At 70.9% G+C, this 17,361-nt stretch carries 12 protein-coding genes; 1 reads left to right on the top strand and 11 read right to left on the bottom strand.

Features of this window, described 5'->3' with window-relative positions; all coding sequences use genetic code 11:
* Positions 1-19 precede the first annotated feature (19 nt).
* Positions 20-3,538 carry a DNA polymerase III subunit alpha gene (dnaE, locus tag ACLBXP_RS03290; RefSeq protein ID WP_447666121.1) on the bottom strand — a complete coding sequence of 1,173 codons (3,519 nt, stop codon included), beginning with the start codon at positions 3,536-3,538 and terminating at the stop codon, positions 20-22.
* A gap of 534 nt (positions 3,539-4,072) precedes the next feature.
* On the opposite strand from dnaE, the gene ACLBXP_RS03285 reads away from it, so the two are divergent.
* On the top strand, positions 4,073-5,320 hold the full coding sequence (locus ACLBXP_RS03285) for a nucleotide disphospho-sugar-binding domain-containing protein (protein ID WP_447666120.1): 1,248 nt from the start codon (positions 4,073-4,075) through the stop codon (positions 5,318-5,320).
* Positions 5,321-5,540: 220 nt separating this feature from the next.
* Here ACLBXP_RS03285 and ACLBXP_RS03280 read toward each other — a convergent pair whose 3' ends face one another.
* The 10 genes from ACLBXP_RS03280 to ACLBXP_RS03235 all read right to left on the bottom strand — a co-directional run bounded on the left by ACLBXP_RS03280 (position 5,541) and on the right by ACLBXP_RS03235 (position 17,337).
* Positions 5,541-6,272 carry an ABC transporter ATP-binding protein gene (locus ACLBXP_RS03280; RefSeq protein ID WP_447666119.1) on the bottom strand — a complete coding sequence of 244 codons (732 nt, stop codon included), beginning with the start codon at positions 6,270-6,272 and terminating at the stop codon, positions 5,541-5,543.
* A gap of 124 nt (positions 6,273-6,396) precedes the next feature.
* On the bottom strand, positions 6,397-7,695 hold the full coding sequence (locus ACLBXP_RS03275; protein ID WP_447666118.1) for a lipoprotein-releasing ABC transporter permease subunit: 1,299 nt from the start codon (positions 7,693-7,695) through the stop codon (positions 6,397-6,399).
* Positions 7,696-7,703: 8 nt separating this feature from the next.
* Entirely contained in the window at positions 7,704-9,029 is a 1,326-nt protein-coding gene (proS, locus tag ACLBXP_RS03270) for a proline--tRNA ligase (RefSeq protein ID WP_447666117.1), read from the bottom strand.
* 446 nt (positions 9,030-9,475) lie between these two features.
* The gene (locus ACLBXP_RS03265) at positions 9,476-10,795 is read right to left on the bottom strand and encodes a sugar MFS transporter (protein ID WP_447666116.1); all 1,320 of its coding nucleotides are present in this window, start codon (positions 10,793-10,795) and stop codon (positions 9,476-9,478) included.
* A gap of 90 nt (positions 10,796-10,885) precedes the next feature.
* On the bottom strand, positions 10,886-11,245 hold the full coding sequence (locus ACLBXP_RS03260) for a DUF1467 family protein (RefSeq protein ID WP_447666115.1): 360 nt from the start codon (positions 11,243-11,245) through the stop codon (positions 10,886-10,888).
* 5 nt (positions 11,246-11,250) lie between these two features.
* On the bottom strand, positions 11,251-11,655 hold the full coding sequence (gene mce / locus ACLBXP_RS03255; RefSeq protein ID WP_447666114.1) for a methylmalonyl-CoA epimerase: 405 nt from the start codon (positions 11,653-11,655) through the stop codon (positions 11,251-11,253).
* A gap of 126 nt (positions 11,656-11,781) precedes the next feature.
* Complete coding sequence (locus ACLBXP_RS03250) at positions 11,782-13,455, bottom strand: ribonuclease J (RefSeq protein WP_447666113.1); 1,674 nt, start codon at positions 13,453-13,455, stop codon at positions 11,782-11,784.
* Between the two features lie 16 nt (positions 13,456-13,471).
* A complete protein-coding gene (locus tag ACLBXP_RS03245; RefSeq protein WP_447666112.1) occupies positions 13,472-14,284 on the bottom strand; it encodes a biotin--[acetyl-CoA-carboxylase] ligase in 813 nt (270 codons plus the stop codon).
* A gap of 72 nt (positions 14,285-14,356) precedes the next feature.
* On the bottom strand, positions 14,357-15,799 hold the full coding sequence (nuoN, locus tag ACLBXP_RS03240; protein ID WP_447666111.1) for an NADH-quinone oxidoreductase subunit NuoN: 1,443 nt from the start codon (positions 15,797-15,799) through the stop codon (positions 14,357-14,359).
* A 14-nt stretch (positions 15,800-15,813) separates the two neighbouring features.
* A complete protein-coding gene (locus tag ACLBXP_RS03235) occupies positions 15,814-17,337 on the bottom strand; it encodes an NADH-quinone oxidoreductase subunit M (protein ID WP_447666110.1) in 1,524 nt (507 codons plus the stop codon).
* Positions 17,338-17,361 lie beyond the last annotated feature (24 nt).

Raw genomic sequence — 17,361 nt, 5'->3', positions numbered from 1 at the left:
AACGAAGCGTTACGCGGCCTCAGCTTACCTCCACCTGCACCACCCCCGGCACGGCCCGCAGGGCGCCCGCGATCTGCGGCGTCGCCTGGTAGCGGCCCGGCAGCTTCACCTCCACCTCGCGGGCGCCGTCGAGGAGGAGGATCAGCGAGACCTCGCCCTCGCCGCGCACGGCGAGGCGCTGCTGCACCGGGCCGATCGGGCGCTCGTCGCTGAGGTAGATCCGCATCCCCTTCTGGTAGCGGGCCACCGCCTGATCCAGGGGCTCGGCGGTCTGGATGCGGGCGCGCACGTCCTCGCCCTCGAGGTTCGCCTGGAGCTGGAGCACGAGGGGCTGGCCGGGCTCCAGGATGTCGCGGTAGTGGCCGAGCCCCTCCGAGAAGATGATCGCCTCGAAGTGGCCGGTCTGGTCCGAGAGGGTGACGATGCCGAGCTTGTTGCCGGTCTTGGTGCGCCGCTCCGCCCGGTCGAGCACCGAGGCGGCGACCCGTCCGACGCTGGTGGTGCCGGCCCGGACAGCGCGGCAGAACTCCGCCCAGGACTGGACGCGCAGCTTGTCCAGCAGATGTCCGTACTCGTCCAGCGGATGTCCGGAGATGAAGAAGCCGATGGCGTCGTACTCGCGCTTCAGCTTGTCGGCCATGGGCCACAATTCGTGGGGCGGGATGCGCAGGGAGACCGAATCCGCGGCGACGCCGCCGAACATGTCGGTGATGCCCGTCGAGGCGGCCTCGGCCGCCCCTTGCGCGAGCTTCATCATCGGCTCCACCGCCGCGTAGGCGCGGGCGCGGTCGGGCTCGATGCAGTCGAGGGCGCCGGCCGCGACGAGGTTCTCCAGCGTGCGCTTGTTGACGTGGCGCGGGTTGAGGCGCCGGGCGAAGCAGGCGAGGTCCCGGAACGGCCGGTCGCCGCGGGCCTCCACGATCGCCTCGACGGCGGCGCGGCCGACCCCCTTGATGGCCGCGAGCGCGTAGCGGATGCGGCCCTCGTGAACCTCGAAGACCACGCCCGAGGTGTTGACCGAGGGCGGCTCCACCACGATCCGCAACCGCTGCGCGTCCTGGCGGAATTCGGCGAGCTTGTCGGTGTTGTCGATGTCGAGCGTCATCGCGGCGGCGAGGAACTCGACGGGGTGGTTCGCCTTCAGGTAGGCGGTCTGGTAGGTGAGCAGCGCGTAGGCCGCCGCGTGGCTCTTGTTGAAGCCGTAATCGGCGAACTTGGCCAGCAGGTCGAAGATCTCATTGGCCTTGGCTGCCGCCAGTCCGCGATCGGTGCAGCCCTTCACGAAGCGCTCGCGCTGGGCGTCCATCTCCGCGCGGATCTTCTTGCCCATGGCGCGCCGGAGCATGTCGGCCTCGCCGAGCGTGTAGCCCGCGAGCACCTTGGCGATCTCCATCACCTGCTCCTGGTAGACGATGATGCCGAAGGTCTCCTTCAGCATCGGCTCCAGGCTCTCGTGCGGGTACCAGGAGGCCTCGTTCCCGGCATCGCGCCCGAGCTTGCGCTCGCAATAGACCGGGATGTTGGCCATCGGGCCCGGGCGGTAGAGGGCGACGAGGGCGATGATGTCCTCGAAGCGGTCGGCCTGCATCTCGCACAGCGCCTTGCGCATGCCGGCCGATTCCACCTGGAACACGCCGACCGTCTCGCCCCGGCCCATCGGCGCGTAGGTCCTGGCGTCGTCGAGGGGCAGGGAGGCGAGGTCGACCTCGATGCCGCGCCGCTTCAGCAGGTCGGTGCAGCAGCGCAGCATGGTGAGCGTCTTGAGGCCCAGGAAGTCGAACTTCACGAGCCCCGCCTGCTCGACCCACTTCATGTTGAACTGGGTCACCCGCATCCCCGTCTTGGGGTCGCGGTAGAGCGGCACGAGCTGCTCCAGGGGCCGGTCGCCGATCACCACGCCGGCGGCATGCGTCGAGGCGTGGCGGTGCAGCCCTTCGAGCTTCCTGGCGATCGCCATCAGGCGGGCGACCACCGGCTCCTCCTCGATCGCCGATTGCAGCTTCGGCTCGCCCTCGATGGCCTGGGCGAGCGTCACCGGGTTCGCGGGGTTCTGCGGCACCAGCTTCGTCAGCTTGTCGACCTGCCCGTAGGGCATCTCCAGCACGCGGCCGACGTCGCGCAGCACGCCGCGGGCGAGCAGGGTGCCGAAGGTGATGATCTGCGCGACCTGGGCGTGGCCGTAGCGCTCCTGCACGTACTGGATGACGCGCTCGCGGCCCTCGACGCAGAAGTCGATGTCGAAATCCGGCATCGAGACGCGCTCGGGGTTTAGGAAGCGCTCGAACAGCAGGCCGAAGCGCAGCGGATCGAGGTCGGTGATGAGGAGCGCGTAGGCGACGAGCGAGCCCGCGCCCGAGCCGCGGCCGGGCCCGACCGGGATGTCGTGGTCCTTGGCCCACTTGATGAAGTCCGAGACGATCAGGAAGTAGCCCGGGAACTTCATCTTGACGATGACGTCGAGCTCGAAGGCGAGGCGTGCGCGGTACTGATCCGCCGTGAAGCCGTCCGCGGGCCCGTGCTTGGCGAGGCGGTCCTCGAGCCCCGCCTCGGCCTGCCGGCGCAGCTCGTCGGCCTCCCCCGGGACGCCGGAGACGCCGGGGAGCGGCGCGGCCACCGCCTCGGCGGCGATCTCCTCGGCGGCGATCTCCTCGGCTGCGACCTTGGCGAAGTTCGGCAGGATCGGCTTGCGGGTGCGCACGCGGACCGCGCAGCGCATGGCGATCTCGACGGTGGCCGACAGGGCGTCCGGCAGGTCGCGGAACAGCTCGGCCATCTCGGCGCGGGTCTTGAAGCCGTGGCGCGGCGTCAGCCGGCGGCGGCGCTCGTCCGAGACGAGGCGGCCCTCCGCGATGGCGAGCAACGCGTCGTGGGCGTCGAAATCGTCGTCGCGGGCGAAGAACGGCTCGTTCGAGGCCGCGACCGGCAGGCCGTGGCGCGCGGCGAGCCGCAGCAGCTCGCGCTCCACACGGGGGGCGTCGTCCTGGCCGTGCCGCTGGATCTCGACGTAGAGGCGGTCCTCCCCAAAGACCTCGCGCAGCCCGGCGAGGCGCGCGGCCGCGAGCTCCGGCCGGCCCGCGCGCAGGGCGGCGTCCAGGGGACCGGTGCAGCCGCCCGTGAGCGCGATCAGCCCTTCCGCCCCGTCCGCGAGGGCCTGGGCCGAGACCTTCGGGGCCTCGCCGAGCGCCCCGTCGAAGTAGGCGCGGCTCGCGAGCCGCAGCAGGTTGCCGTAGCCCGTCTCGTCCTGCGCCAGCACCACGACGTTGCAGGGGGCCACGGCGGTGCGGGCCAGGGGATCGGGCGCCTCGAACGCAACCGAAAGCTGCATTCCCGCGATCGGCTGGATGCCCGCCCCGGCGGCCTTCTCGGAGAATTCGAGCGCGCCGAACAGGTTGTTGGTGTCGGTGAGCGCCAGCGCGGGCTGCCGGTCGGCCAGCGCGGCCTTCACGAGGTCGCCGACCTTCAGGGCGCCCTCGAGCAGGGAATAGGACGAGTGGACGTGGAGATGGACGTAGCCCACCTCCTTCAACTGGCGCGCCATGGAATCCGCTTCGGCCGACCGTATCGGGGTCGGTGAGGATCCGGGCTCGGCGGCGGAGAGTCACGCGCCTTCCGGCGCGCCGGGTCAGATGTCCACCACCTTGTGCCTTCGGGGCACCAGTGGCGCGGGGTTCGGGCGGCAATCGGCCCACAACCCTGGATTTCCTGTGCATTGCCGGATTCGGCAGGGAACCCGACGCCGCGCGTCGAGGCCGGCTTAACGCATCGGCGCCAAGGCTACGGCCCAGAGCACCACCGCGCTCGACAGGAGGCCCATGGCCGTGAACTCGACGAAGCCCGTCAGGATCATTCGCTTCAGCATGGTCGCCTCCGTTTGACGAGCCCAGTTTTGTTCATGTTTTGTTCCCGTGTAAAGCGTGCGCAACCCGGCGATTGTACCTATGGTTACGGGAGCGTGAAGACGCGTTGCAACCTGAGAGATTGACTCCGCCCGGTCGGCGGCCCTAGCGGGAGCCTGATCGACCGAACTGAGCTGAGGGGGGCCCCTGGCACGGTAGGCGGGTTACGCGCGTCAATGCAGGTTCACCTCGTAGCCGTCGGAACGCACGGCGACGTCCTGCCCTTCATCGCGATCGGAACGGAGCTGAAGCGGCGCGGCCACGCGGTCGCCCTCGCAGCGCCCGCGCCGTTCGCGGCTTCGGCGGCGCGGGCCGGCCTCGACTTCCATCCCCTCGGCAGCGAGGCGGACTACGACGCCTTCGCGGCCTCGCCGGACCTGTGGCACCCGCGCCGGGGCATCGAGGCGCTGTTCGCCTACGTCTCGCGGCTCACCGAGGAGACCTGCACCTGGCTCGGCGCGGGCTGGCGCCGGGCCGGCGGCCTCGTGGCCGCCTCCCCCCTGAGCCTCGGGGCGCGGGTGGCGCAGGACCTCTACGGCCTGCCCCTCGTCACCGTCCACGTCATGCCCTTCCTCATCGAGAGCCGGCACGCGCCGCCCGTGCTGCCCGGGCTGCCCCTGCCGGGCTTCCTGCCGGCCCGGCTGCGGCACTGGCTCGGGCGCGGCGCGGACGACTTCGTGATCGGGCCGGCCGCGCTGCCCGCCCTCAACGCCTACCGGGAGGGCCTGGGGCTCCGCCCGGTGCGGCGGCTGCGCCACGGCTGGAACAGCCCCGCGCGGATGCTTCTGATGTTCCCCGAGTGGTTCGCGCCGCCCCAGCCGGACTGGCCCGCCCAGGCCGTGCAGGTGCCCTTCCCGATCGCCGACCGCTTCGGCGACCGGGACGCGCTGCCGCCGGAGCTCGTCGGGTTCCTCGACGACGGCCCGCCGCCGCTGGCCTTCACCTATGGCTCCGCCATGCGCCGGGGCCGGGCCTTCTTCGAGACCGCGGTGGCGCTGTGCCGGCGGATGAACCGGCGCGGCGTGCTGCTGGCGCCGCAGGCCGGGCAGGTGCCGGCCGACCTTCCGCCGGGCATCATGCACGCCGCCTACGCGCCGTTCGGGGCCCTGCTCCCGCGCTGCGCCGCCCTCGTCCATCACGGGGGCATCGGCACGGTGGCGCAGGGGCTCGCGGCCGGTCTGCCGCAGCTCGTGGTGCCGGTGGCCTTCGACCATTACGACGAGGGCGCCCGCCTGAAGCGCCTCGGCCTCGGCGCGACGCTGAGCCGGCGCCGCTTCACCCCGGGCCGGGGCGCGGCGGTGCTCGAACGCCTCCTCGGCGCGCCCGAGGTGGCTGCCGCCTGCGCGGCGGCCCGGGCCCGGATGGCGGGCCAGGACGGCGTGGCCCGCGCCTGCGACGAGATCGAGCGGATGCGGGCCGCCTGAGCCGCCCGGCGGCCGGCTCAGAGCCTGTTTGATTCATGACAGCAAAGGGCTGTCGGACCGGTGGCCGTTGTCCAGCCCATCCCCCTCATCCTGAGGTGCTGCGAAGCAGCCTCGAAGGAGCCGTCCAGAAGCCGCGCGATCCCTGGAGCCCTCCTTCGAGGCCGCTGACGCGGCACCTCAGGATGAGGTAACGCGTTGGAATAACGCCTCAAACAGGGTCTCAGGCCAGCTGCTCGATCAGCCCGTCGCGGATCGTCACACGCCGGTCCATGCGGGCCGCGAGGTCGAGGTTGTGGGTGGCGATGAGGGCGGCGAGGCCCGAGGCCCGCACCAGCGACAGCAGGATGTTGAAGACGTGGCCGGCCGTGTGCGGGTCGAGGTTGCCGGTGGGCTCGTCGGCGAGCAGCAGCCGCGGCCCGTTCGCCACGGCGCGGGCGATGGCGACCCGCTGCTGCTCGCCGCCGGACAGCTCGGCCGGGCGGTGCACGAGGCGCTCCTTGAGGCCGAGGAAGCTCAGGAGCTCGGTGGCGCGGTCCTTCGCCTCCCGGCGACCGAGGCCGCGGATGAGCTGGGGCATCACCACGTTCTCCAGCGCCGAGAACTCGGGCAGCAGGTGGTGGAACTGGTAGACGAAGCCCATCTCCTCGCGCCGGAGGCGGGTGCGCGCGGCATCGCCCATCGCGGCGGTCGGCTGGCCGCCGATGTAGACCTCGCCCCCGTCCGGCCGCTCCAGGAGCCCGGCGAGGTGCAGGAGGGTCGACTTGCCGGCGCCGGAGGGCGCGACGAGCGCGACGAGCTCGCCGGGCCAGATCGCGAGGTCGGCGCCGCGCAGGATCTCCAGCGCGCCCTCCGCCTGGGCGTAGCGCCGCTCCACGCGGGCGAAGAACAGGGCCGGCACCGGCTGGGCGCCGGTCCCCGGCGCCGGCGCGGTGCCGGCATCATCGGTGCTCATGACGGGGTCCCGGGTCTCATACGATTTCCGTTTGATCGCTTCGCGATGGCGGAAATCGCCTTCGCTCAAGCGCCGCGCGGGCCAGGGCCGACGCCATCTCCGCTTCAATCAAGCGGGGATGGCGTCAGCCGTAGCGCAGCGCCTGCACCGGATCGAGCCGGGCCGCGCGCCAGGAGGGATAGAGCGTCGCCGCGAGCGACAGCAGGAAGGCGGTGATCACCACGACCGTGATCTCCGTCGGGTTCATCTCGGCCGGGATCTCGGCGAGGAAGCGCACGGTCGGGTCCCAGGCCCCGGGGAAGAGGACGTGCTGGATCGGCTTGATGTTGAGGGTGATCAGGACTCCGAGGCCGAGCCCCGCGAGGGTGCCGACGAGGCCGATCAGGGCGCCGTTGATGAGGAAGACCCGCATCACGGTGCCGGGCGTCGCCCCCATGGTGCGCAGGATCGCGATGTCGCTCGACTTGTCGCGCACGAGCAGGATCAGCCCCGAGACGATGTTGAGGGTCGCCACCACGACGATCAGGCTGAGGATCAGGAACATCACGTTCCGCTCCACCTCGAGGGCCCCGAAGAAGGTGCGGTTGCGCTGGCGCCAGTCGGTGAGGAGCACGGGGCGCTCGGCCGCCATCTCCAGGGGCTCGCGCATCGCCGCCACCCCGTCCGGGTTGTCGATGTAGATCTCGATCAGGCTGACGTCGCCGTCGCGGTTGAAGAAGGTCTGCGACTCGGCGAGCGGCATGAACACGAAGGTCGAGTCGAACTCCGTCATGCCGATCTCGAAGATCGCCTTGACGGCGTAGCTCTTGGTGCGCGGCGCGGTGCCGAAGGGCGTGGTGGCGCCCTTCGGCGTCGAGAGCGTGATGGTGTCCCCGGCCTGGAGGCCGAGGGTGTCGGCGAGCCGCCGCCCGATCACCACGCCCGAGCCGTCGTCGAAGCCGGCGAGCGTGCCGCCGCGGATGTTCTTCGCGATCGCCGCGATGCCGTCGAGGTCCTCCGCGCGCACGCCGCGCACCAGCACGCCGCTGCCGCCGTAGGGGGAGGAGGCGAAGGCCTGCCCCTCGACGAGGGGGATCGCGGCCCGCACGCCCGCGACCTTCGAGAGGCGCTCGGAGAGGTCGGCGTAGTCGGTGAACAGCTTGTCGATCGGGGTCACGAAGACGTGCCCGTTGATGCCGACGATCTTGGACAGGAGCTCCGTGCGGAAGCCGTTCATCACCGAGAGCACGATGATCAGCGTCGCGACGCCGAGCGCGATGCCGAGCACCGAGAAGAAGGCCACCACCGAGACGCCGCCGCCGCGCCGCCGCGCCCGCAGGTAGCGGCCCGCGATGATCCACTCGAAGGGCGCGAAGGGCGCCGTCGAGGCGGCGCGGAAGCCCCCCGCCACGTCCCGCAGCCGCCCGCCGATCCGGTCCGCCATCGCCCCCATCAGAGGCGCTTCAGGCGGGCGAGGAGATCGACCGGCGCCAGGGTCTCGCGCTCCCCGCTCGCGCGCCGCTTCAGCTCGACCCGGCCCTCGGCGAGGCTCTTCGGCCCGACGATCACCTGCCAGGGCAGGCCGATGAGGTCGGCCGTCGCGAACTTGGCGCCCGGCCGCTCGTCGCGATCGTCGTAGAGCACGCTGAGGCCGCCCGCCTCGAGCTGGGCCTGGATCTCGGCGCAGGCCGCGTCGGTGCCCGCATCCCCGACCTTCAGGTTGATCAGCGCGACGTCGAAGGGCGCCACCGCGTCCGGCCAGACGATGCCGGCCTCGTCGTGGCCCGCCTCGATGATCGCCGCGACGAGGCGGCTCGGCCCGATGCCGTAGGAGCCCATGTGCACGGGCCGCTCGATTCCGTCCGGGCCGGTGACCCGGGCCCCCATCGGCTCGGAGTACTTGGTGCCGAAATAGAAGATGTGGCCGACCTCGATGCCGCGGGCCGCCATGCGGCTCTCCTCCGGCACCTCCGCGAAGGCCGCCGGCTCGTGCATCTCGTCCGTGGCGGCGTAGTGGGACGTCCAGGCGTCGACGACGCCCTGGAGCCCCGCCACGTCCTCGAAGTCGGTGGTGGCGGGCGGGATGTCGAAGTCGAGGTAGGCGCGGTCGCAGAACACCTCGCTCTCGCCGGTCGAGGCCAGGATGATGAACTCGTGGCTGAGGTCGCCGCCGATCGGGCCGGTATCGGCGCGCATCGGGATCGCCTTGAGACCGAGCCCTGCGAAGGTGCGCAGGTAGGCCACGAACATCCGGTTGTAGGCGTGGCGGGCCCCCGCCTGGTCGAAGTCGAACGAGTAGGCGTCCTTCATCAGGAACTCGCGCGAGCGCATGGTGCCGAAGCGCGGGCGCACCTCGTCGCGGAACTTCCAGGAGATCTGGTAGAGGTTCTTCGGCAGGTCCTTGTAGGAGCGCACGCTCGCCCGGAAGATCCCGGTGATGACCTCCTCGGCGGTGGGGCCGTAGAGCATCTCGCGCTCGTGGCGGTCCTTGATGCGGAGCATCTCCTTGCCGTAGGCGTCGTAGCGGCCGGATTCCCGCCAGACCTCGGCCGACTGCACGGTCGGCAGCAGCAGCTCGACGGCGCCGGCCCGGTCCTGCTCCTCGCGGATCACGGCGCAGACCTTGTTGAGGACCCGCAGGCCCAAGGGCAGCCAGGCGTAGATGCCGGCGGATTCCTGGCGCACGAGGCCCGCCCGCAGCATCAGCCGGTGCGAGACGATCTCGGCCTCCTTGGGCGTCTCGCGCAGGGTCGGCAGGAAGTAGCGGGAGAGACGCATGGTGGGCCTTGGCTCTGCGCGGGAACTCGGATCTGCGCGGGGGTCGGCCGCGCCCGGCCGCGGGGGCACACAACACATTGCGCCGGGAAAAGACAAGCGCCGCAGGACCCTGGCGGGCGGCCGCGGGGCCCACCACGACGAGGCCGGCCGTTTCCGCGGGAAAGCGTTGCCCGGATGCCCGGTGCGGCACCGCGTCCTGCCGGACGATGCGGCTGACTTTGGAAAAAAAACGCACAAAGCCTCCCCCGACCGGGTGACAGCACGAATTGTTCTTCCTATAAGCGACGCCGTGATGGTCGCTGCCCCGTCAGAGGGCGCGCACGGTCCGAGTCTCGGGAGGAAAAATACAGCCGCCACGCAAGCAATGCGTAGGACATTTCAAGGCTGATCGAGCGTCTACTCGTTTCAAAAGCAAGGCATCGCGCCTTGCTTTTTTATTGCCCATTTCAGGCCGCCATGGCGCCGGTGGGTGCTCCCTGGCGCGCGGCCTCCCGGAGGTTGGCGAGGGCGTAGGCCGCGATGCACAGGTAGCAGAGAACCGGCGCGCCGAGGGCCAGGCTCAGGCCGATCCGGTCGGCCAGGAGGCCCGTGAGCACGGGCACCACCGCACCGCCGACGATCGCCACGCAGACGATGCCGGCCCCCTGCGCGGTGCGCTCGCCCAGGCCCTCGATCGCCATCGCGAAGATCGTCGGGAACATGATGGCGTTGGCGAGCCCCACGGCCAGCAGCGTCCAGGCCGCGACCGGCCCGCTCGACAGCCCCGAGACCGTGACGAGGAGCCCCGCCGCGAAGGCGCAGAACGCCAGCGCCGCCCCGGCCCGGACGTAGCGCAGCACGACGCTGCCGACGATGCGCCCGGCGAGCGCGCCGCCCCAGTAGACGCTGAGCAGGTGGCCGGCCGTCGCCGGGTCGGCCCCGAGCACGCGGGGCTGCTCCAGGTAGCTCACCATCAGCGTGCCGATGGCGACCTCGGCCCCGACGTAGAGGAAGATCGCCGACGCCCCGAGGGCGAGGCGCGGGCGGCGCAGCAGGTCGAGCCCGAGGCCCGTGGCCTCCGCGCCCCGCCCGTCCTCGCGCACCCAGGAGCGGACGGACCAGAACAGGACCGCGAGGCCGATGAGGGCTCCGGCGATGACCAGGAAGGGCGTCTGCAGCACGGCGGCCTCGGCCTGGCGCGCCGCCGCCAGGGCGGCGGGTGCGAGCGCGGCGGGGTCCGCCGGGGTGGCGGGCTCGTGCGAGAGGATCGCCCAGGCGCCGATGACCGGGCCGACCGTGGTGCCCAGCGCGTTGAAGGTCTGGGCGAGCGTCAGCCGGCTCGGGGCCTGGTCGGCGGGGCCGAGGCGGGTCACCAGGGGGTTGGCGGCGACCTGAAGCACCGCGATGCCCGAGGCCATCACGAACAGGGCGAGGAGGAACACGGGGTAGAGCCCGACCTTCGCGGCCGGGGCGAACATCAGGCCGCCGGCGGCCATCACGAGGAGGCCGAGGACGAGGCCGCGCATGTAGCCGATGCGGGCGACGAGCAGGCCGGCCGGCAGCGAGATGACCGCGTAGGCGAGGAAGAAGCAGAACTGCGTGAGCGTCGCCTCGGCGTAGCTCAGGGCGAACAGGCTCTTCAGCTTCGGGGTGATGATGTCCACGAGGACCGTGGCGAGGCCCCAGGTGAAGAACAGGGCCAGCATGAAGGGCAGGAGCCAGCGCCGGCGCGCCGCACCCGAATCCGTCGCGGCGTCCCCGCGCGGCAGGTTTCCCTGCGCGAGCATGGCGATCCTCCCCTCGTTCGGCCGCGCCGGAGCGCAGGCCGTTTCAGGGATTAGTCGAAGCCCGTGCGGGCGCTGTCAATCAACTTGAAGTTACAAGCCCGCGAGCGGAAACACGCAAAGCGCGAGAAGCAGGACGAGGCCGGCCCCGAGCGTGGTCCAGATCGCCTTCTCGCGCAGCCGCGGCGCCGCGGGGGCGCCGGGGTCCTGGCCGGGCACCATGCGGTGGGCCTCCGCCTCCGGCTGGTTGCGGAGCGGCAGGATCGCGAAGAGCAGCGTCCACCACACCACGAAGTAGAGGGCGGTGGCCCCGAAGATCGTGAGCCGGAACGCCGCGACCGCCACCGCGATGAAGACGACGGCGATCACCACCACGAGGCCGAGGGCCCGCGGGGTCGAGCGCGCGAAGGGCGCGACGAGGCGGTCGAGGGACGTGGCCAGGGAGGCTGCCAAGGCGCTCAGACCTGCTCCAGCTCGGTGAGCGTGCCGAGGAAGTCCTTCGGGTGCAGGAACAGCACCGGCTTGCCGTGGGCGCCGATGCGCGGCTCGCCGGTGCCGAGCACCCGCGCGCCCTGCGCCTTGAGCTGGTCGCGCGCGGCCAGGATGTCGTCGACCTCGTAGCAGACGTGGTGCACGCCGCCGCCCGGGTTGCGCTCCACGAAGCTCGCGATCGGCGAGCCCTCGCCGAGGGGCGCCATCAGCTCGACCTTGCTGTTGGGCAACTCCACGAACACGACGGTGACGCCGTGCTCGGGCTGCGGCAGGGGCTCGGAGATCTTGGCCCCGAGCGTGTCGCGGTAGACGGCGCAGGCCGCATCGAGGTCGCGCACCGCGATGGCCACGTGGTTGAGCCGACCGATCATCGTTCCTTCCTCCCTCGTCGTTGGCCCTCCCGCCCCGTGCGGAGAGGGGAAGGCCCCATGCGGCGTCCGCCCGGTCGCCGTGCCGGCCCGGGGGACCCGTTCCGCTTCAAACGAAGCGGAACGGTATCACACCTCCACCACCTGCACGTGGCAGGCGGGCTTCTTGCCCCAGACCTCGTTGCAGGCGGTGCGGACCGCCCGGTCGACGGTCTTCTCGACGCTCTCCGAGTCCTTGCGCTTGCCGCGCGAGAGCCCCGCGAGGGTGCGCGAGACCGCGTCGATCACGGTGTCGATCATCGGCTCGCCGGAGCGGCCGCGGTTCGGCAGCCCGATGATGTCGATGGCGGGCTCGCCGAGCACCTCGCCCGTCTCGTCGATGGCGATGGCCACCGAGACGAGGCCGGCCTGCGAGAGCTTGCGGCGCTCGGGGATCGCGCGGTCCCGGTCGTCGATGAGGACGTTGCCGTCCTTGAAGAGCCGGCCGGCCTTGACGTGGTTGACCACCTCCGCCTTGCCGGGGGCGAGGCGGATCAGGGAGCCGTTTCGGGCCTTGACCACGTTCTGGACGCCCTGCGCGCGGGCGAAGCGCGCGTGCTCGTCGAGGTGGAGGGCCTCGCCGTGGACGGGGATCGCGGTCTGCGGCCGCGTCCAGGCGTACATCTCCGCCATCTCGTCGCGGCGCGGGTGGCCCGAGACGTGGACGAGCTCGGTCCGGTCGGTGACCACCTCGACGCCCATCTCGATGAGGTCGTTGATGATCGCGCCGACGTCCCGCTCATTGCCGGGGATCGCGCGGGAGGAGAAGATCACCCGGTCGCCCGCCGTCAGGCTGACGCTCGGGTGGTCGCGGCGGGAGACGCGGGCCAGCGCCGCCCGGGGCTCGCCCTGCGAGCCGGTGAGCAGGGCCACCGCCTTCTCGCGCGGCAGGCTGCCGTAGCTGTCGGCGGAGAGGAAGTCCGGGATGCCGTCGAGGTAGCCGCACTCGCGCGCGACGTCGATGACCCTGTCCATGGCCCGTCCGACCGCGATCACGCTGCGTCCGCAGGCCTGGGCGGCCTCCGCCACAGCCCGGATGCGGGCGACGTTCGACGCGAAGGTCGTCACCGCGACGCGGTGGGGCGAATCCTTGATGATGCGGGCGAGCGTGGCGGCGACCTCCGCCTCGCTGGGCGAGCGGCCCTCGCGCACGACGTTGGTGGAATCGCACACGAGCGCCAAGATGCCCTCGTCGCCGAGCGCCCGGAACGCCGCCTCCTCGGTGACGTCGCCGAGCACCGGCGTCGCGTCGAGCTTCCAGTCCCCGGTGTGGACGACGAGCCCGTGCGCGGTGCGGATCGCCACGGCGTTGGATTCGGGGATCGAGTGCGAGACCGGCACGAAGTCGAGCTCGAAGGGGCCCACCGTCACGCGGCGGCCCGGCTTGATCTCGCGCAGGTCCACCTTCGGGGCCCCCGGCTCGCCGAGGCGGCGGGTCTCGAGGAGGTTCTTGGCGAAGCGCGTGGCGTAGACCGGCACCTTGAGGCGGGGCCACAGCTCGCTGATCGCCCCGATATGGTCCTCGTGCGCGTGCGTGATGAAGATGCCGAGGAGGTCCTTCTTGCGCTCCTCGATGAAGCTGAGATCGGGGAACATCAGGTCGATGCCGGGCATCGCCTCCTCGCCCGCGAAGCCCATGCCGCAATCGATCATGATCCACTTGCGACCCTTCTCCGGCCCGAAGCCGTAGAGCGCCGCGTTCATGCCGATCTCGCCCACCCCGCCGAGCGGCAGGAAGACGAGCTCGTCTTGTCCAGTCGTCATCAAACGTGTTCCGCTGTCATGCCGCCGTCGCGGCCGTTCCGAAATGCACCTCGCCCGCCGTCACGGTTCGTCTGCGTCCGTCCGGGGCGAGGATCACGAGCCGCCCCCCCTCGTCGATTCCGTCGAAAATCCCTTCGATCCGGTCGGTGCCGGTCCGGACCGCCACCGGCGCCCCGAGACCGGACGCCCGCGCCACCCATGCTGTCCGGACGTTCGGAAAGCCGCGGCCGCGATTCCAGATGCGTGCGGTCTCGGTGACACGATTCGTGAGTTCTTCAAGGACTTTTTCGGCCTGTACCGCGTAACCGAGCCCGGCCAGCGAGGCCGCCGGGTAGGTGAGCCCCTCCGGCGCCGCCGCGACGTTGACCCCGAACCCGATCACCACCGCCCGCCGGCCGCCTGCCAGCACCTCGGCCTCCAGCAGGATCCCGGCGAGCTTGGCGCCGCCGGCCAGGAGGTCGTTCGGCCACTTCAACCGGAGAGATCGGTCGGGCCCGTCCGGAATGTCAGCCGGCGCGATGCCGCGGGTGACGGCCTCGACGGCCTCGGCGAGCGCCACGCCCGCCACGAAGCCGAGGGTCGCGATCCGCTCCGGCTCGACGCCGGGGACCGGCCAGAGCACGCTGGCCGCGAGGTTTCCGGGCTGCGAGATCCAGGCGTTGCCGCGCCGGCCCCGCCCCGCTTCCTGGCGACGGGCCACGACCCAGAGTGGGCCGGCCGCGCCGGCGCGGGCCTGCTCCATCGCCTCCGTGTTGGTGGAGGGCAGGCTCTCGTGGACGTGCAGCCGGTGGCCCTCCGCGCGGGCCAAGCCGCCGAGGCGGTAGCTCATGAGCGGGGGGAGCTCATGGGCGGCGGATCACGGCCAGGGAGGGACCGGGTCCGCGCCGGGCATGTGCGGCGCTCAGAACAGGGCCTTCGCGGCGGCGCCGGCGGCGCCGAGGAGCGGGGCCGGGAGGATCCAGAACAGCGCGACCACGATGCTCGACAGGGTGAGCACGATGAACGGGCCCGGGGCCATGCGCTCGTAGGGCGCCTGCGGCTCGTCGAAGTACATGATCCGCACGACGCGCAGGTAGTAGTAGGCGCCGACGACGCTGGTGACGACGCCGATCACCGCGAGCGTCACGAGGCCGGCCTTGATGGCGGCGGCGAAGACGTAGAACTTCGCGAAGAAGCCGGCGAGCGGCGGGATGCCGGCGAGCGAGAACATCATCATGGCGAGGCAGAAGGCCAGCCACGGATGGGTGCGCGAGAGGCCGGACAGGTCCTCGATCGTCTCGAACATCACGTCCCGGCGGCGCATGGACAGGATGATCGCGAAGGCGCCGAGCGTCATGGCGAGGTAGATGATCATGTAGATCACGACGCCGCGGATGCCCTCCTCCGAGCCCGCCGCGAGGCCGATCAGCGCGTAGCCGACGTTGCCGATCGACGAATAGGCCATCAGCCGCTTGATGTTGCGCTGGCCGATCGCCGCGAAGGAGCCGAGCGCCATCGAGGCGATCGAGACGAACACGATGATCTGCTGCCAGACCGCGGTGACGTCCGGGAAGGCGCCGATGAAGACCCGCACCGTCATGGCGACGGCCGCCATCTTGGGGGCCGAGGCGAAGAAGGCGGTCACCGGGGTCGGGGCGCCCTCGTAGACGTCCGGCGTCCACATGTGGAACGGCACGGCCGCCATCTTGAAGCACACGCCGGCGGCCACGAACACGATGCCGAGCACGATGCCGAAGCCCGGCTGCCCGTGCAGCGCCGAGACGATGCCCGGGAACGAGACGGTGCCGGTGAAGCCGTAGACCAGGGACGCCCCGTAGAGGAGCATGCCGGAGGAGAGCGCGCCGAGGACGAAGTACTTGAGGCCGGCCTCGGTGGACTTCGCGTCGTCCCGGTGGAAGGCCGCGATCACGTAGGCGGCGAGGGACTGCAGCTCCAGGCCGAGGTAGAGGGCGATGAGGTCGTTGGCCGAGGCCATGACCAGCATGCCGATCGTGCAGAGCACGACGAGGATCGGGAACTCGAAGCGGTCCACCCGCTCGCGCTGGAAGAAGTCGCGCGAGAGCAGGATCGTGGCGGCCGAGCCCAGCAGGATCAGCCCCTTCATGACCCGCGAGAAGCCGTCCGAGATGAAGGCGCCGGAGAGCGTGGTGATGCGCCCGTCGCCCTTCTGCGAGACCACCACGAAGAAGGCGAGGATCAGGAGGATCAGCGCGCCGACGTTGACGCCCTCCACCGAGCGCTCGCCCCGGAAGGCGCCGTAGAGGATCAGCACCATCACGCCGATGCCGAGGATCAGCTCGGGCAGAAGCGGCGAGAGGGCGGGCAGCACGGAGTGGGCGGTCATGGCGGGCAAAACCTTCAGCGCGGCACGGTCGGCAGCGCGGCGGCCGCGGTCTGGGTGTTCGACAGGGCGGTCTTCATGCTCGCCATCAGCGCCTCGGTGGAGGGCGCGAACACGTCGAGGATCGGGGCGGGGTGCACGCCGTAGTAGATCGTCAGCGCCACGAGCGGCGCGATGATGATCTTCTCCCGGGTGTCGAGGTCGAGGATGCCCTGGAGGTTCGGCTTCTCGAGCCGGCCGTAGATCACCCGGGCGTAGAGCCAGAGGGCGTAGCCCGCCGAGAGGATGATGCCGAAGACGGAGAAGAAGGCCACCGTGGGGTTCGCCTTGAAGGCGCCCATCATCGCCAGGAACTCGCCGACGAAGCCGGAGGTGCCCGGCAGGCCGACATTGGCCATCGTGAACACCATCATGGCCACCGCGTAGAGCGGCATCCGCCGCACGAGGCCGCCGTAGGCCGCGATCTCTCGGGTGTGCATGCGGTCGTAGACGACGCCCACGCAGAGGAAGAGCGCGCCGGACACGATGCCGTGCGAGATCATCAGGAACAGCGCGCCCTGGATGCCCTGCTCGTTGAGGGTGAAGAGCCCGAGCGTCACGAAGCCCATGTGGGCGACCGACGAGTAGGCGATGAGCTTCTTGATGTCGGTCTGCATCATCGCGATCAGCGAGGTGAAGATGATCGCGATGACCGACAGGGCGAAGACGAGGGGCGCGAAGTCGTGGCTCGCGTCCGGGAACATCGGCAGCGAGACCCGGATGAAGCCGTAGCCGCCCATCTTGAGCAGGATGCCGGCCAGGATCACCGAGCCCGCGGTCGGCGCCTCGACGTGGGCGTCGGGGAGCCAGGTATGGACCGGCCACATCGGCATCTTCACCGCGAAGGAGGCGAAGAAGGCGAGCCAGAGCCAGGTCTGCATCCCCGTGGGGAAGCGCGTCTGCAGGAGCGTCGGGATGTCGGTGGTGCCGGCCTGCCAGTACATCGCCATGATGGCGAGCAGCATCAGCACCGAGCCGAGCAGCGTGTAGAGGAAGAACTTGAAGCTCGCGTAGATGCGCCGCTTGCCGCCCCAGATGCCGATGATGAGGAACATCGGGATCAGGCCGGCCTCGAAGAACAGGTAGAACAGCACCAGGTCGAGGGCCTGGAACACGCCGATCATCGTCGTCTCGAGGACCAGGAAGGCGACGTAGTACTCCTTCACGCGGGTGTCGATCGCGTGCCACGAGGCGCCGATGCAGAACGGCATCAGGAAGGTGGTCAGCAGGATCAGCGGCATCGAGAAGCCGTCGACGCCGAGCTTGAACCGGATGGTGTCGGTGAGCCAGGCGTGGCTCTCGACGAGCTGGAAGCTCGCCGTGGTGGCGTCGTAGCGGCCCCAGGCCACCAGCGAGAGCAGGAAGGTCACGATGGTCGTGGCGAGCGCCGCCCAGCGGGCGTTGCGCTTCACGCTCGCCTCGTCGCCGTTCAGCGTGAGGATGAAGGCCGCGCCGGCCAGGGGCACGATGAGCAGGCCGGAGAGGATGCCGAGGCCGAACATCAGCGGGTGCTCCCGTTCTTCTTG

Source organism: Methylobacterium sp. A54F (assembly GCF_053346035.1).
The sequence above is the reverse complement of the archived record's forward strand: the minus strand, read 5'-3'. Positions and strand labels throughout refer to the sequence as shown.

Bases quoted from the DNA above. Each gene is read 5' to 3' on its own strand.
- dnaE (WP_447666121.1), bottom strand. From the start codon at position 3,538: ATGGCGCGCCAGTTGAAGGAGGTGGGCTACGTCCATCTCCACGTCCAC.
- ACLBXP_RS03285 (WP_447666120.1), top strand. From the start codon at position 4,073: ATGCAGGTTCACCTCGTAGCCGTCGGAACGCACGGCGACGTCCTGCCC.
- ACLBXP_RS03280 (WP_447666119.1), bottom strand. From the start codon at position 6,272: ATGAGCACCGATGATGCCGGCACCGCGCCGGCGCCGGGGACCGGCGCC.
- ACLBXP_RS03275 (WP_447666118.1), bottom strand. From the start codon at position 7,695: ATGGCGGACCGGATCGGCGGGCGGCTGCGGGACGTGGCGGGGGGCTTC.
- proS (WP_447666117.1), bottom strand. From the start codon at position 9,029: ATGCGTCTCTCCCGCTACTTCCTGCCGACCCTGCGCGAGACGCCCAAG.
- ACLBXP_RS03265 (WP_447666116.1), bottom strand. From the start codon at position 10,795: ATGCTCGCGCAGGGAAACCTGCCGCGCGGGGACGCCGCGACGGATTCG.
- mce (WP_447666114.1), bottom strand. From the start codon at position 11,655: ATGATCGGTCGGCTCAACCACGTGGCCATCGCGGTGCGCGACCTCGAT.
- ACLBXP_RS03250 (WP_447666113.1), bottom strand. From the start codon at position 13,455: ATGACGACTGGACAAGACGAGCTCGTCTTCCTGCCGCTCGGCGGGGTG.
- ACLBXP_RS03245 (WP_447666112.1), bottom strand. From the start codon at position 14,284: ATGAGCTACCGCCTCGGCGGCTTGGCCCGCGCGGAGGGCCACCGGCTG.
- nuoN (WP_447666111.1), bottom strand. From the start codon at position 15,799: ATGACCGCCCACTCCGTGCTGCCCGCCCTCTCGCCGCTTCTGCCCGAG.
- ACLBXP_RS03235 (WP_447666110.1), bottom strand. From the start codon at position 17,337: ATGTTCGGCCTCGGCATCCTCTCCGGCCTGCTCATCGTGCCCCTGGCC.